This window comes from Bifidobacterium sp. LH_491 (assembly GCF_056356495.1).
Window position 1 is genome coordinate 1,517,871 of record NZ_JBKEUI010000001.1, and the last position, 14,918, is coordinate 1,532,788.

The 14,918-nt window shown below is 54.3% G+C and carries 10 protein-coding genes; 4 read left to right on the forward strand and 6 right to left on the reverse strand.

Annotation, left to right across the window (positions count from 1 at the left end; translation table 11 throughout):
• Positions 1–110: 110 nt before the first annotated feature.
• The 4 genes from AC1AWK_RS05905 to AC1AWK_RS05920 all read right to left on the reverse strand — a co-directional run bounded on the left by AC1AWK_RS05905 (position 111) and on the right by AC1AWK_RS05920 (position 6,667).
• On the reverse strand, positions 111–3,164 hold the full coding sequence (locus tag AC1AWK_RS05905; protein WP_476568938.1) for a family 16 glycosylhydrolase: 3,054 nt from the start codon (positions 3,162–3,164) through the stop codon (positions 111–113).
• Positions 3,165–3,456: 292 nt separating this feature from the next.
• Complete coding sequence (locus tag AC1AWK_RS05910) at positions 3,457–4,290, reverse strand: carbohydrate ABC transporter permease (protein WP_476568940.1); 834 nt, start codon at positions 4,288–4,290, stop codon at positions 3,457–3,459.
• Complete coding sequence (locus AC1AWK_RS05915; RefSeq protein WP_476568942.1) at positions 4,287–5,213, reverse strand: carbohydrate ABC transporter permease; 927 nt, start codon at positions 5,211–5,213, stop codon at positions 4,287–4,289. Before AC1AWK_RS05915 ends, AC1AWK_RS05910 begins: the two co-directional genes overlap by 4 nt.
• A 197-nt stretch (positions 5,214–5,410) precedes the next feature.
• Positions 5,411–6,667, reverse strand: coding sequence for an ABC transporter substrate-binding protein (locus AC1AWK_RS05920; RefSeq protein WP_476568944.1), 1,257 nt, complete (start codon positions 6,665–6,667; stop codon positions 5,411–5,413).
• A 310-nt stretch (positions 6,668–6,977) separates the two neighbouring features.
• Here AC1AWK_RS05920 and AC1AWK_RS05925 point away from each other — a divergent pair, with 310 nt between their 5' ends.
• From AC1AWK_RS05925 to AC1AWK_RS05940, 4 genes are all read left to right on the forward strand, one after another.
• The gene (locus tag AC1AWK_RS05925; protein ID WP_476568946.1) at positions 6,978–8,570 is read left to right on the forward strand and encodes a glycoside hydrolase family 31 protein; all 1,593 of its coding nucleotides are present in this window, start codon (positions 6,978–6,980) and stop codon (positions 8,568–8,570) included.
• 81 nt (positions 8,571–8,651) lie between these two features.
• A complete protein-coding gene (locus AC1AWK_RS05930) occupies positions 8,652–9,725 on the forward strand; it encodes a LacI family DNA-binding transcriptional regulator (protein WP_476568948.1) in 1,074 nt (357 codons plus the stop codon).
• 90 nt (positions 9,726–9,815) lie between these two features.
• On the forward strand, positions 9,816–10,538 hold the full coding sequence (locus AC1AWK_RS05935) for a LytR/AlgR family response regulator transcription factor (RefSeq protein WP_476568950.1): 723 nt from the start codon (positions 9,816–9,818) through the stop codon (positions 10,536–10,538).
• On the forward strand, positions 10,535–11,869 hold the full coding sequence (locus tag AC1AWK_RS05940) for an ATP-binding protein (RefSeq protein ID WP_476568952.1): 1,335 nt from the start codon (positions 10,535–10,537) through the stop codon (positions 11,867–11,869). Before AC1AWK_RS05935 ends, AC1AWK_RS05940 begins: the two co-directional genes overlap by 4 nt.
• Here AC1AWK_RS05940 and AC1AWK_RS05945 read toward each other — a convergent pair.
• Positions 11,853–12,407, reverse strand: a complete 555-nt coding sequence (locus AC1AWK_RS05945; protein WP_476568953.1) for a GtrA family protein — start codon at positions 12,405–12,407, stop codon at positions 11,853–11,855. The genes AC1AWK_RS05940 and AC1AWK_RS05945 overlap by 17 nt on opposite strands.
• Positions 12,400–14,826 (reverse strand): glycoside hydrolase family 3 C-terminal domain-containing protein, encoded by a 2,427-nt coding sequence (locus AC1AWK_RS05950; protein WP_476568954.1) that lies wholly within the window; start codon positions 14,824–14,826, stop codon positions 12,400–12,402. Before AC1AWK_RS05950 ends, AC1AWK_RS05945 begins: the two co-directional genes overlap by 8 nt.
• Positions 14,827–14,918 lie beyond the last annotated feature (92 nt).

Here is a 14,918-nt window from a genome sequence, read left to right on the forward strand (position 1 = left end):
GACTAATCTCACCCCCTCCCTATATATCGCTTGTACGGGTCCTCTCCATAAAAAAGGGTTCCGGCAAACCCTATCGTGCGCCGGAACCCCATCTCAGGCCTCACCGCTGCTTATACATGGCGACGTGAAATACGTGCCACACCAGCGACGATGACCAATACCGCACATAGCAATGCCACAGACATCACCGAGGCTCCCGTCTGACCGATGCCGGCTTGTGGCGCCGGATTGGAGTCAATCGAATCGCCTACCGAGGAATTGTCCTTACTTGGCTCGTCAGAGGGAGGAATGTTCGAAACGTTGCGCAACCCGTCCAACGCCTTTTGCAGAGCACCCTGAGCATTGGCAACATCGCTCGCCGATGCAGTGGCATCAGCCGCAAGCGCTCGGGCCGTAGCCAACGCCTCGGCGAACGGCTTCCACGAATCGGCCGTGTAATCCCGCTGATTAAGCAAAGCAGCCTTAGCAATGAGCGCCCGCAATGCGGTCTTATCAGCACTCACCGTAACGGTGAACGTGGTGTGTTGTTCGCCTACCGTGACGGTGATGGTTTGCTTGCCTACCGTGTTGGCATCATATCCGTTCAACTGAGCCGAAGCCGTCACATCGGCAGTCACGCCGCCCTCGTAATTACCGGTAACCACCATTCCTGTGGTATCTAGAGGTTCGCCGAGCACATAATCACGCTTGGTCGGCGGAGTCACCGTGAGTGATTGTAAGGCCAACGGGCTTTGTTCAAACGCAATCTCGCTCATGGCAAGATGACCCCATGTATTACCGATGTCTGTCGGAATAATGCGCACTTTGCTGGTGATATAACCACTGTCATCACCGGCTTTCGCCCGGGCAGCATGTTGCCCTGACACCGTAGTGCCAGTAAAAGACACCGACTGTTTTTCGATGGTATCTGACTGTGTCTGCCAGTTCAGCGTAAATACCTTATCGTTGGCGGTGCCGTTTTCCTTCAAACGCTGCCATGACTGCGTCGCATCGTCCCAGAGCGCCACCTTGAACTTTTTGATTCCCTGGTCGTTACCGTAATTGGCGTACATATCAATGCCAGTGAGCTTCACAGGCTTACCGAAATCGTAGTCAATAGCGAGCTTTTCGTTCTTAAGGTCCTCTTGACTGTACGTAAACACGCCGGTTTTATTGCCGTCATCACTGATTCCATCGAATAAATTTGCCAGTGCACTGCTGCCATTTTCAGCGGTCAACCCTTGCGCGCTGAATGGATATACCGGGTCTGGCGTAGCATCCGACGTAATGGTCATCTGCGTGGTCTCCTTGCGCGGCTGAGACAATGACGTAATCGTCACCACACCCTGCTTCGTCACCGGAAAACCAGCACTGAGATCCGCCAAATCCCGATCCGTGATCGGATCCCACGTCACGGGCTCCTGCGTCTGCGTGCCATCGTTCCAATTCACCCGCACATACGACTTCGTACCCGGCAGATTCTTCTCCGTATAATCCGGTGTACCATCATCGTTCGTGTCATAAGTCTTCATCATAATAGCGCTCGGGTCAATCACTGGATTTTCAGCAATGACACTTGTGGGATGCAACTGGCTTTCCGGCAATGCCGCCTGCCCCTCGGGAAGCTTCTTATAGACGCGAACGTAGTCCACGTCCATCGTGTTCGGATACGGCATCCACTCCCAATCACCGGTCCAGCCACCCGCACGCTTCTCATACAGCGACAGCAGCTGGATCATCGGATAGTCGATGTTGACATCACGTTCCGCATACTTCACGCCGTCTACGTAGAACACAATCTTGTCCGGATACTTGCCCGAACCGGTCCCCTGCTGCCAATCGAATCCATACACGTGATACTCGTTATTGAAATCCTTGTCGTTATTGGTATAGGCGGTCAGCCCCTCGGTAAACGCATCCGTATCATTCCATTTGTGCAATGCGGGCGGAACCTGATGGTCATCTTTGCCCAACACCTCGAAAATGTCGATTTCGGCGCTCTCATCCGGCGTGTCCTGGAAGCCCAGCAGCCACCACGCGCTATGACGCGACGACCCCGACTGCCCCTTCATACGCATCTCGTAATACCCATACTGGTTGATATGCGTCAACTCGGTATCGGCGGGATTCCTCACCTTATTGTTGCCATTCCAGTTATGCAACCCATTACGCTGCCCCGTAGTAAAACCACTGATAACAGTCTGTCCATCGAATTCAGGACACCAAGGCTGAGTATCGCCGGTAATCTGCAGGCTCATCACACCATTCGATTCCGTATGCTGCGTGGTCTGTTCCCAGTTCTTGCTCCATGAAGACAGATATTTGTTGACCCACTTGCTCTGATCCAATTGCGTATCGTTGAACTCATCGTCAAAAATCAAACGATACCCAGGCTTCTCAATCGGATTCGCAGCCGTATTATGACCAAAACGCGCCGTGAAGGTCAGTGTGTCGCCGAGCGAGGAACGCACATTGGTAGGAATGGATGATAAAGCCATCGGGAATACGCCCTCGTACTTGACAGCGTTTGACGAAGGGCCCCAATACCAACCCAAGAAGTCGTACCCACTCTTGCTCGGAGACTCGGGCACCTGATCGTTTCCTATGGTCTCGTTGAATGCGCTTTGGAACGTCTTGAGCGTCTCTCCACCATTGACAAACTTGACTGTAATCGGAGCGGTGTTCTCCGGCGAATCGGCTTCCGTACCACCATTGCGCGAAAGAGTGATGTAATCAAGCCCTGGAGCGTCTTGCCCATTTTTCGCAAAGAACTTGATGGTGTTTTCTCCGGACTTAAGGTGGATGCTTACCGCCGAAGAATCCGCCATGGTACTCCAACTACCACTATTCAAAGCGTCCCATCCGGCAGTCTGTCCATCGTTGACGCGATATTGCAAAGCGCGGTTATCGCCAGACCGATAATGCGCTACCATGCGTACATCGTCATCAAAATTCACGGTTATGGATAGCGTCAGCGAAGCTTTATCCTCTCCGCCATCCAAATTACTCACCATAGTGGTGGCTGGAGAGACATTGCCAGGCGTCTCAGTTTTGGCAGTGCCCGCCAACTGACCATTCTCCGCCTCGATCTTTTGATACCACTTATCCGAAGTCGCCAGAGTTGATACGCCACTATCGGTAACGCTGGCCACCGCAGTGACTGCCGGAACTCCGCTCGCAAGCATTGCAAGGGATAGCATCCCTGCACATGCCACATGAGCCCATCGTTGGTTCATCGCCGTGGTTTTCCTTTCTATTTCGAAGATACCTCGCATGTTCGCCCTCATTGGCCCGCAGTAATCTTCAGTGTTATACATAATGGATATTATGCACAATTAATAAATGGCCATATCTATCCCAACCTTGGAATAGCCCCTCAATATGACAACATCGTCACACGTCATATTATCACAAAAGACATGGAGGCGGACAGCTCGAAAAGCCGCCCACCTCCATATGTAATCAACAACGGAACTATCAGCCCTTCACTGAGCCAGCCAAAAGGCCGGACACAATCCACTTCTGGCAGAAGCAGAAGAAGATGAATACAGGAAGAAGAGCCAACACCGTGGTAGCCATGAACAACGGCCAGTTGGTAGTGAACTGCTGCACCGCGTTATACACCTGCAGAACAACCGTCTGCTTCTCTGTCGAAGAAAGGAATACCGACGGCAGGAGGAAGTCGTTCCACGTACCCATTGTCTGGAATACCACAACTGTCGTAAGAATTGGGCGGATCAGTGGCAACACAATCTTCCAATAGATACGGAACGGGCCAGCTCCATCAATCTTTGCAGCCTCAAACAATTCCTGCGGCAACGACCTCATGTATCCAACGATAAGGAAGTAGCAGAACACGCAGCTGCCCATGTACAAAGCAATCAAACCAATGATGCTATTCGTAAGTCCCAAGGCGGACTCCATCTTGTACAACGGCAACAGCGTAGCCTGTGCGGGAATCGCAAACGTCACCATCAACACCGAGCCGACAGCCAATGTAAACTTCGACTTCTTCTGAATGATGCCATAAGCAGCCAGTGACCCAATGAACACCTGAAGGGCAACCGCAATCACCGTGATGACGATCGTATTGATAAACGCCCGGATAATAGTGCCATCGGCAAATGCGTCGGCATAATTCGACAGCAGCCACTTCTCAGGAAGCCCCAGCGGATTCTTAATCATATCCACCGAAGACTTGAAGGAACTAATCACCAAGTAGTACAGCGGCACGGCGCACAGCAAAGCAAGCGCCAACACGACGATAGTACGGATGATCTTAGCTACGAGATCACGCTGTGTCTGTGTCATTGGAACCTCCTCGACACCATGTTCGAAATGCCCAGCTGTACGGCGATAACTGCCACACACGCGATGGTGAACAGTGTTGAAAGCGCCGATCCCAAACCATAGTCAGATTGACCGATACCGCGCAAAATAATTGCTTGCGTGATGGTATTGGTGGCATATCCAGGACCACCGGCAGTCAATGTATAAGGCAAATCGTAAATCTTGAGTGCGCCAGTCATCAACAGGAACATCGAAACCACGATGCCTGGAGTCAACTGTGGCAACGTCACATTGAAGAACTGCTGGCGGAAATTGGCGCCATCGACGCGAGATTGTTCGTACAAATCAGCGGGAATGGCCTGCAAATACGCCAAATACAATGTGGCATGCCAACCGACCTGCATCCAAACCGCCACGAAAATTACGCAGAAACGAGCCCAATTGTCTTGTGCAAGCCACTGGACAGAAGGAAGATGCAGCGCGTTCAACACCTTATTAGCAACGCCACTATCCAACGGCGAAAAAATATACTGCCAAATCAAACCGATAATTGCCTGAGCCGGAACGCCAAGGAAGAAGAACAAGGAACGAGCAAAGCTACGGCCCCACATGGCCTTATTCAGCGTAACCGCCAGCGGAATGGCTAAACACGTGACAATCAACGTTACGGTAACGGCGTACAAAAGGGTGAAACCCAATGCCGAAAGCAAGGAGGCGTCTTGGAAAATCTCTTTGTACTTGTCAAAACCAACAAATTTAAACGATGACGAATACCCGTTGTAATCCGTGAAAGAATAGAACAACGACTGCGCCAACGGAATCACCGTCAGCACCAAGAAGATCAGCATAATGGGCAACAAGAACCAGAACGACGCCATGTTTTCAGCGAACGATGCCGAGACCGTGCGCCGCTTCGGCCTGTTCCCTACAGTTACGGAAGTCATATCACTGCTTTCCACTTAGATGACAACATGTCCCGCGCGATTCAACGACACGGGAGACAAACTCGGTAGCCTGTCAGTGCCGAACGGGAGTGCTGGGCGGGCAACGGAGGAATGCCCGCCCGAGCTAGTTGCGTTGTGCGGTACGCCATCAACCGTACCGCACAACCATTTATAGGATTAGGTTCAACAGGAAGGTCTTACTTGACCGTATCCCACTTGGCGTCCATCGCCTTCGCGAAATCCTCAGGCGTGATCTTGCCCTGGACCAGCTGCTGCTGCTGGGCGGTCATCTCAGCCATCATGACGCTCGGCGACTTGGAGAAGTTCACCCAGTAGAACTTGTTGGTCTTGAAGTAATCCTTGATAACATCAGCCAACTCAGCCGGCGGTTCAGCCTGATACTTGCTGGACAGCGACAACGTGCCAGCGGCGCTGGTGAAGGTCTTCAGACCGTCCTTGCTGTTGAGGTAGGCCAGGAACTTCTTGGCGGCGTCCTGCTGCTCCTTGCTCGCCTTGGCGGCGATCGCGAAGCCCTGGTCCGGGCCGCCGTTGATCCACTGCTCGCCGTCGCCGTACGCCGGCATCGCGGCCACGCCGAAGTTCACGCCGGAGTCCTTGACGTCCTGCAGGTCCCACGGGCCGGAACGCATCACGGCCAGGCTGCCCGTGATGAACTCCTGCTTGACCTGGTCGGCCGACAGGCCGACGCTCTTCTGCGGGATGACGCCCGCCTTGACGGCCTTGTCCCACTCCTGCAGCGCCGGCGTCCACTCCTTGGCGAACGTGGACTTGCCGTTCCAGATCACCTCGTCCTGCGTGGCGTTGCCGTCGGCCGCGTACTTGCTGGCCAGCAGCGCCTCGAACGTGCCGGAGGGCTGGGTGTTGAAGTCCTCGAGGAAGGCGGTCTTGCCCATGTCGTTGATCTTCTTGCCCATGGCGATGAAGTCGTCCCACGTCTTGGGGAACTCCGTGTAGCCGGCCTCCTTGAGGATGTCCTTGTTGTAGAACATCACGCCCACCCAAGCCGACACCGGCATGGCGTAGGTCTTGCCGTCCTGCTGGAACAGGGTGAAGTTCGTCGGATCGATGCCATCAAGGAAGTCTGCACCCGTGATGTCCAAAGCCTGACCGGCCTCCATGATATCAGTGCGGTTATCCATGGTGATGTTGAAGATCGTCGGAGGGGTGCCGCCCGACAGGCGGGTCTGCAGCGTCTGCAGATACTGAGTGGAATCCTGACCGTACTGCACGTCGATCTTGATGTTCGGGTTGGCCTTTTCGAAAGCGTCGACCACCGAACCAATCTGATTCTTCTTGAAATATGAATAGAATGAAATGGATACGGCATCACCGCCGGAGGCAGTGTTTCCGCAGGCAGCCATTGGCAGAACCAAAGCTGCGGCAGCGCCCAAAGCCAAAGCGGCGCGGCCTGCCGTGAAGGTCGTACGTCCCATGAGATTTCCTTTCTTCCTATACGTCCGCTTCGACGTAGAGAATTAATACGTATTGGAAATACGTGACTTCAGTATGCCACAACTCGGCAAATGACGCAATACAGCGATGATGTCATTCTTACAATAACTCTTCAAATGGCTTAATTATCAGCTTTTGTTATCGATAACAAAAATTCGACACGCCCATGGAAAAAATAAAAAAACACGATTCCAGTTGGCAAGTCGAGGGAATTCTCTTATACTGAGTCAATACGTATTACCCACTACGTAATTGATTGCGTCTTCATATTTTAGGGTCTAGGAGAAAGCCATGAACGCTACAGGACGTGACGCTGCAACGAAGCAGTCGGCGTCGCCCACTACACAAACCACCATTCCCTTGTTGCCTGGCGAACGCTGGTGGGGCGGTGCCGTCGCCGACGCCCGGCACATGCCCTATGGGAAGGATGAAACATTTACCAAAGATCTCGCCGCTTGGCACGAGGAACCCAGGCAACTTCCCGAGGCCTCTAACCAAGTCGCGCCATTGCTACTGTCAACTCGCGGACGATACATCTGGTCGGACACGGCATTCACATTCACATTCACCACATCGGAACTCGTCATCAACCATGCAGGCAATCTGGATCGATCTGACACGCAGGGCACTCTTCAAGATGCCTACCATGCCGCTTGCGCAGCACATTTCCCGCCATCGGGGAAAACCGTCGCTATCGACATGTTGAACAAGCCTCAATACAATACCTGGATTGAAATGCCCTATGAGCCCACGCAAAAAGCCGTGGAACAGTACGCCAAGCAATTCGTCGATTCTGGCATGCCCGCCGGAATTATCATGATCGACGACAAGTGGTCTCCCGATTACGGCAATTGGACGTTTGACACCAGCCATTTCCCAGACCCACAAGGAATGATTGACCGGCTCCACGAACAGGGCTTCAGCGTAATGGTATGGCTCGTCCCGTTCATTAGCCCAGATTCGCCAGAGTTCCGTGAATTGGAGGCCCATGGTCTTCTCATCCGCGACCATACTGGCAAAATTGCTATTCGCCGATGGTGGAACGGACTGAGCGCAGTACTGGATCTGTCTCACCCGGATGCCATTGATTGGATCTGCGGGAAACTCGATGACCTGCGCGCACTAGGCGTGGACGGCTTCAAGTTTGATGGCGCTGATTTCTATGATTTCCATCCCGACGACATCTCTTACGCCCCACTGGCCCCAGAAGATTTCTGCGAACGCTGGGCCCGCATTGGCCTGCGGTACCCATTCAATGAATTCCGTGCTTGCTGGAAAATGGCCGGACAACCCCTGGCGCAGCGTTTACAAGATAAACCGCCGCTGTGGAATGAACAAGGCATTGGTTCCCTCATTCCGGAAATGCTTGCACAGAGTATGATGGGGCACGCCTTCGTCTGTCCGGACATGATTGGTGGCGGCGAAATCGAATCCATGCGCGATGCCAAAGCTCACGGCTACGATCAGGAATTTTTCGTACGATACGCGCAAATTGCTGCGCTGTCGCCAATGATGCAGTTCTCCGTAGCGCCGGCACGGGTACTCGACGAGCAGCATCTCGCCATTGTCATGGACACGTTACGCATTCGCGACGAAGAACTGCCTCATATTATCGAGCTGGCGCAACAGGCCGCCACGCACGGTGATCCTATCATCCGCCCAATGGCCTACCACTATGCCGACATGGATGATGTCACCGATCAGTTCATGGTCGGCGATGAACTCATTGTCGCTCCCGTACTCGAGCAAGGCGCCACCAGCCGAATCGTGGCTATACCAGAAGGCACTTGGATATCCGATACTGATGAACACATCGAAGGACCAGTCCGGCTAACCGTCGAAGCTCCATTGGCGCGGTTGCCCCGCTTCCGACGAGTACAGTAGGACATGCGTTGGGTGGAAGCCTCTGCAGAGGCTTCCACCCAACGTGACAATACACGTCAAGGAGAACGGAAAGGAGTACACATGGCACGCCCCACAGCATGCACGGGAAGCAAACCGCCCACCAGCAAAGATGTTGCGGCTCTGGCGGGAGTGTCACAAACCACCGTCTCCTTCGTTATCAACGGAAAATCCACCGTCGCTCCCGCAACTCGCAAGCGAGTGCTCGACGCCATGCAGGCGTTGCAATACCACCCCAATGCAAGCGCCCGTATTCTACGCACGTCACGTACCCATATTTTGGCACTATTCGTGTCTATGCACGCCACCACGGATGCAAACGAAACCACCCCGTATATCGATGCCATCGCCCAAGCCGCAGCAAAGCATGACTATGACGTCATCATCAACACGGACAGCCACGATACCTCCGACATGCAAAGGCTTTCCGCCAGATCACTATGCGATGCATTCATTCTGATGGATATCACCATGGATGATGCGCGCATACCAATTGCAACACGGCTCCCGCAGCCCACGGTCCTTATCGGACGGCCCAAAGATGCGCTGGACCTTGATTTGGTCGATTTGGATGCTCGAGCGGCGGCAATCAGCGCTGTTGAAGAATTGGCGGCAACAGGGCATCGCCATGTTGCCGTTGTCGGCGAATCGCTCACCGACGCAGATTCCAGCAGTGATACAAACATCAACGAAAATATGGCCTTCATTCGCGAATTCTACGCGGGCATCAGCGAAGCATGCGAGCGCACCCATCTTGACTACTGCGTTGTTCCCCGTATGACGTCGGACTGGCATGGTTTCGTTGCATCTGCAGATCAGTTGCTAACTCACGCGGACGACCGTCTCGGCATTATCGTCCGTCAGCCGCGCGTCCTGCAGTGGGTATTATGGTATCTGGCGCAACATAATCTCACACCAGGCCATGATGTATCAGTCATTGCCCACTGCTCAGATGATTCGGCAGCCGCCTTCCCAACCCCTGTTTCCAACGTGTCTACCATGCCCGCAACGATTGCCGCGACAGCTGCCTCCTTGGCATTACAGCGCCTTGCGAACCCGCTTCATGGGCCACAGCGCAAACTCGTGGCGCCGAACGGTGTAACACGACGCCAAACTACTGCCATATGGCATAAATAATCCACTTCTTCCTGACGTCCGACATGTCCTGTGGTCGCCTCGTACCACGTGACGCTCTATCATGGAGTTCACACAGCAGCCAGGAGGAACATGATGCGCGATATTCGCATTGCCGTCGTCGAGGATGATCCTACAAGTTGCCAGCAGGTCCTTGACCATCTGAACCGCTATCAAGAGGAACGTAATCGTCGCTGCACCGTATCGGTGTTCACAGACGGCAGTGATATTGTGGAACGATACACCCCCATTTACGACATCTTGTTGCTGGATATTGAAATGCGGACTCTGAATGGTATGGAGGCCGCGAAAATCATCCGTAAGCAGGATTCCGGAGTTTCCATTATTTTCATCACTGCAGCACCGCAGTATGCCATCAGCGGGTACGAGGTGGGAGCACTGTCCTACCTACTCAAACCCGTCCCCTATTTCGCGTTTAGCCAGGAAATAGACCGATCCATACGAGCAATCGAGCATAATGATAGCGCCGCAATTTTAGTAGAGACAGGCCAACGCCGCACGCGTCTCAACCTCGCAGATATTCTGTACATCGAATCCATCAGGCATACAATCATTCTGCATCTGTCTAACGAACGAATCAACATCACCGGCACTTTAAAAACATGGGAAGCGGAACTAGGCGGTGCCAACTTCTTTCGCTGCAATTCCTGCTATCTAGTTAATCTACGGCATGTACAAGGCGTCGAAGATCAAGATTGCCTGCTGTCCAATGGTACACAACTGCGCATAAGTCGCCCCCGCAAAAAAGCATTCATGAATGCGCTCACCGAATATTTGGGAGGCATACGCGCATGACCAGTATCACCAACGCTCTGCCAGACATCCCTCGACTATATACCGGTATTTGTGAATGGGCTGCCTGCCTAGTGTATGCTACCGCAGTGCCTCGGCGGTCCAGTAGCCTCCGCACTACTGTGGCACTAGGCATCGGATTGCCGGTAATGATTGCCGTCCAATACATCGCCGGCGCACTTCCTCTGACCTTGTGGATTTTTGGAATGTTAGCCGCGGCATTCAGTATGTTGGGCATCATCCATTACTCTGACACACGGAGCTTTGCAGAAAGTCTGTACATCACCGCCCGAGCCTTTGTGCTCGCCGAATTGGTCGCCTCATTACACTGGCAATTGGCTACGTTCATAGCCCCCACACATACAGTGAGCGACTCATGGGAGTTGGCATTCCTCCTTATCGCCACGTACGCCGGATGTTTTCTCCTCGCGTGGCTTCTCGAACGCCGCAATTTCGCCAGCGGCAACCTACACACGCTCGCCGCCACCCCCACAGCAACATCGCTCATCATCATGGTGGTCACCTTCGCCATGAGTAATCTGAGTTTTGTCTCCACCAATACGCCTTTTTCCGGTACGGTCGACCAAGAAGTGTTCTATATCCGCACACTCGTGGATTGCTGTGGCTTCGTCGTACTGTATGCCCAACAGGAACAAGCCCAACACCTAGCCGCACGCGCCGAACTGGACTCAATTAATACCCAGCTCACCAGTCAACATCAGGAATATCTGCAGTCCAAAGCCAATATCGAAACCCTTGCACGAATCTCCCACGACCTCAAACACCAAATTACAGCATTACGAGCACAGGTTGATCCTGAACGGCGAGAGCAGGGGTTCATCCAATTGGAAGCTGCCGTGCAACGCTATAGCGACCAACATCACAGCGGCAACCCCGTGTTGGATGTTATGCTCACTACCAAAGCACGGCTATGCGCAGAGGAACACATTGTGCTCACCACAGTCGCAGACGGTAAGCTTCTCGACGGCATGTCGTCGCTGGATATTGCCTCGCTCTTCGGCAATGCCTTAGATAATGCCATTGAAGCCGCCATGCGCGTGCAGGAAATTGACCATCGACTCATTAAACTCGCACTGTACCAGCAAGGACAATTCACGGTGATGCGGGTGGAAAACTATTACGTCAAGCCGCTTGAACGAGACCATGCCGGCAACCTGCGCACCACCAAACACATCAAGCCCGAGCAACATGGATACGGCGTAAAATCAATCCGCCATATTGCAGAGCAATATGGCGGAGAGGTCAGTATTCATACGGAAGATCACTGGTTTACGCTTACCGTGGTCTTCCCCAGCATTAACGCTTCGGCATAATCCAGAACTTCAGCAGCGGGTAGCTCACCACCACCGCGAGCAGCGTGTTCACGATGGACGCGGCCGTTGCGGCAATACCAGCGTTCAGCCCCCAGCCCATGCACATCGCGGTGACATAACCTGGCAGCACCAGGTTCACCACCACAATGATTACCGCCAAAATCGCGTACTTGCCAGCGGCCTGCGCCGCGTCCGCGTTCGACTTGAACACCCACGTCTTCTGCACGATGAAGTTGACCACCTGGGCCAGCACTTCAGCGAACAGGAACGTCAAAAAGCCGCCAAGACCGTTGGAACCAGACGAAGTGTAGTTGAAAATCAGGAAACTGAACGGTTCGGTCAAGCCCAATGCACTCACGAATACCGCCGTGCCGATCCATGCCACGACGAAACGCGTCACCGTCGAAATATTCGACAACACATTGAAGAGAATGAATTCCCAAATATTCGGGTGTGCTACGATCCAACGACGAATCGGGCCGGCATCCTTCTTCCCCGACGAATCGGGCTGCGACGAGACATGATCATTATTAGACATGCTGCACCTCCTTGGCAGTACGAGCGTTTGCGGAGCGATTACGGAAAAAAGCACCCAGCAACGACACCGCACCGCGAAGCGTCTTGCCGTTGGCAATGGCGACGATGGCATCAACCATCGCGCCGTCGACCATGCCCTGCGTCATTTTGCTCATCGCACGAGGGGGCATGTTCATCACAAACAACGTGTTCAAATCCGGCGCGCCATTCTTCTCACGCAGCTTTGCCTCACGACGCAACAATGTGCGCGCAATCGTGCGAGCCAGCCAACCGCGAGAATGCACCCAGTCACGAATCGGATCGTTGGCACCAAAGGTGGTGGGTACCGCGCTCGTGGATACTTCGTGACCGAACAGCACCGCCATCTGCGCGTCAGTGACATGCTTGACATCACCAGTCAGATACGCACCCAACGCAGGATCTGCAGGCCGGGCGTCAACTGTGCCGGCGATCATCATCGTGGACGACAGACGAATATCCTCCACGTTATCGCCCACCATTATCGTCCATTCGCCGCTTTCGATGCGCCACCGGCCCTCGTTGACATCAAAATGACGGAAGGTATACCGATCGACGTCAATATGCACCAACGTGCTCTCGTTAGGCTCCAGCCACACCTTAGCGAAGCCCTTCAATTCGAGGGCGGGACGAAGCACGCCTTCACGCGGACCACGCACGTACAGCTGCGGCACCGCCGCGCCCGCCACCGAAGAAGTGTTGCGAACCGTGAACGTCACACCGGAATCATCCGCCACCAAACTGCCATACTCAAACATGGCGTAGCTCAACCCATATCCGAAGGGGAAACGAACCGGAACATTCGCTGTGCTGTAATAGCGGTATCCGACAAACGGGCCCTCACGATACACGGCGTCACGGCTCACCGCAGGATACCATTCGGCATTCGGCACATCGGCGTAAAACATAGGCCAGGTTTCCGCCAAGCGACCCGACGGACACACCTCCCCCGTCAACACACGCACCGCAGCGGACGCGCCCGCCTGTCCAGACAAGCCAATGTACAACAACGCGGACACCTCGTCTGCCCACGGCAATTCCACCGGCGAGCCAGCAACCAGCACTACAACCACAGGCTTGCCCGTGGCACAAAGGGCACGCACCATATCATGCTGCACGGAAGCCAACGTCATCGACGAGCGATCCAAGCCCTCGGATTCGCTGCGTTCATCCAAGCCGACCACAGCAACCACCACATCGACATCCGAACGCGAAGCCAATGCCACCGCATCCTCAACCAGCGAAGAATCCGCAGCGCCATTACGGTTGTAACCCTGCGCATAGCCGGCAACCTGTACGGCAGCGCTGCGACGCAACTCATCCAGCAAATTCTCCTCATGCGTGGCATTCACTTTCGATGAACCAGAACCCTGCACACGAGGCCGCTTAGCCATATCACCGACCACTGCAAGGCGAGCGCCGGCAGCCAACGGCAGCGCGCCATTATTGCGCAGCAGTACGCTACTTTGCTCGGCGACCAAGCGCGCCACCTCATGATGCTGGCGGATAACCTCGTCAGAGAGCAAATCATCGCGACCAACACCCTCGACATGGGTACGTTTCGCCACTGTCGCGACTTCAGTCGCGCGACGAACAATATCATCTTGCGACAACGTGCCTTGCTGTACCGCGGCCTGCAGTTCACGCACAGAGGTGTAACCCGGCGACGGCATCTCGAGCGAGCCGCCGGCACGCACAGCGTCCACCGCCGAATTCGAACCGCCCCAATCGGAGACTACCATGCCGTCGAAGCCCCACTCATCGCGCAGGATATCCTGCAACAGATGTTTGTTTTCATGCGCGTACACGCCGTTAATCTGGTTATACGACGTCATAATCGTCCATGGAGCAGCCTCACGCACGGCAATCTCAAATGCCGTCAAATACAACTCGCGCATCGTGCGCTCGTCAACCACGCTATTGGAGGCCTGACGCCGCAATTCCTGGCTGTTCACCGCAAAATGCTTCGGGCAAGCCGCCACGCCACGGCTTTGGATACCGGAAATCAAACCGGCAGCCATGCGCCCAGCCACCTGCGGATCTTCGGAATAATACTCAAAATTACGGCCACACAAAGGATTGCGCTTGATGTTCAGGCCAGGGCCCAACAGCACGTTAACATCCAGATCATGGGCCTCCTGCCCCAAGGCCTCACCCATCGTGCGAGCCAGCGATGGATCCCACGACTGAGCCACCGTGCCCGCCGTAGGGAAACATGTGGCCGGCTTGGACGCGCCAAGTCCCAGATGATCACCCGCCCCCAATTGACGACGCACACCATGCGGGCCGTCACTCATGACAAAACTAGGAATGCCTGCGCGCACGTTGCCACGCGAATCCCATTCCGAAGCACCCGACAGCATCGTGGCCTGCTCGGCCACCGACAGCTCTTCAAGTCTCATTACGTTCTCCCTTGCACCTTTTCTTCAGCGACCGGTGGCACGCGACGCCGCGCCCGATCCGCACTGTGATAATTCCAGTGAACCAAGAAGCC

What these genes read in the sequence shown, in the direction of transcription:
- AC1AWK_RS05950 (WP_476568954.1), bottom strand. Translation starts at nt 14,826, where the DNA reads ATGAGACTTGAAGAGCTGTCGGTGGCCGAGCAGGCCACGATGCTGTCG.
- AC1AWK_RS05930 (WP_476568948.1), top strand. Translation starts at nt 8,652, where the DNA reads ATGGCACGCCCCACAGCATGCACGGGAAGCAAACCGCCCACCAGCAAA.
- AC1AWK_RS05915 (WP_476568942.1), bottom strand. Translation starts at nt 5,213, where the DNA reads ATGACTTCCGTAACTGTAGGGAACAGGCCGAAGCGGCGCACGGTCTCG.
- AC1AWK_RS05905 (WP_476568938.1), bottom strand. Translation starts at nt 3,164, where the DNA reads ATGCTTGCGAGCGGAGTTCCGGCAGTCACTGCGGTGGCCAGCGTTACC.
- AC1AWK_RS05925 (WP_476568946.1), top strand. Translation starts at nt 6,978, where the DNA reads ATGAACGCTACAGGACGTGACGCTGCAACGAAGCAGTCGGCGTCGCCC.
- AC1AWK_RS05940 (WP_476568952.1), top strand. Translation starts at nt 10,535, where the DNA reads ATGACCAGTATCACCAACGCTCTGCCAGACATCCCTCGACTATATACC.
- AC1AWK_RS05935 (WP_476568950.1), top strand. Translation starts at nt 9,816, where the DNA reads ATGATGCGCGATATTCGCATTGCCGTCGTCGAGGATGATCCTACAAGT.
- AC1AWK_RS05920 (WP_476568944.1), bottom strand. Translation starts at nt 6,667, where the DNA reads ATGGGACGTACGACCTTCACGGCAGGCCGCGCCGCTTTGGCTTTGGGC.
- AC1AWK_RS05945 (WP_476568953.1), bottom strand. Translation starts at nt 12,407, where the DNA reads ATGTCTAATAATGATCATGTCTCGTCGCAGCCCGATTCGTCGGGGAAG.
- AC1AWK_RS05910 (WP_476568940.1), bottom strand. Translation starts at nt 4,290, where the DNA reads ATGACACAGACACAGCGTGATCTCGTAGCTAAGATCATCCGTACTATC.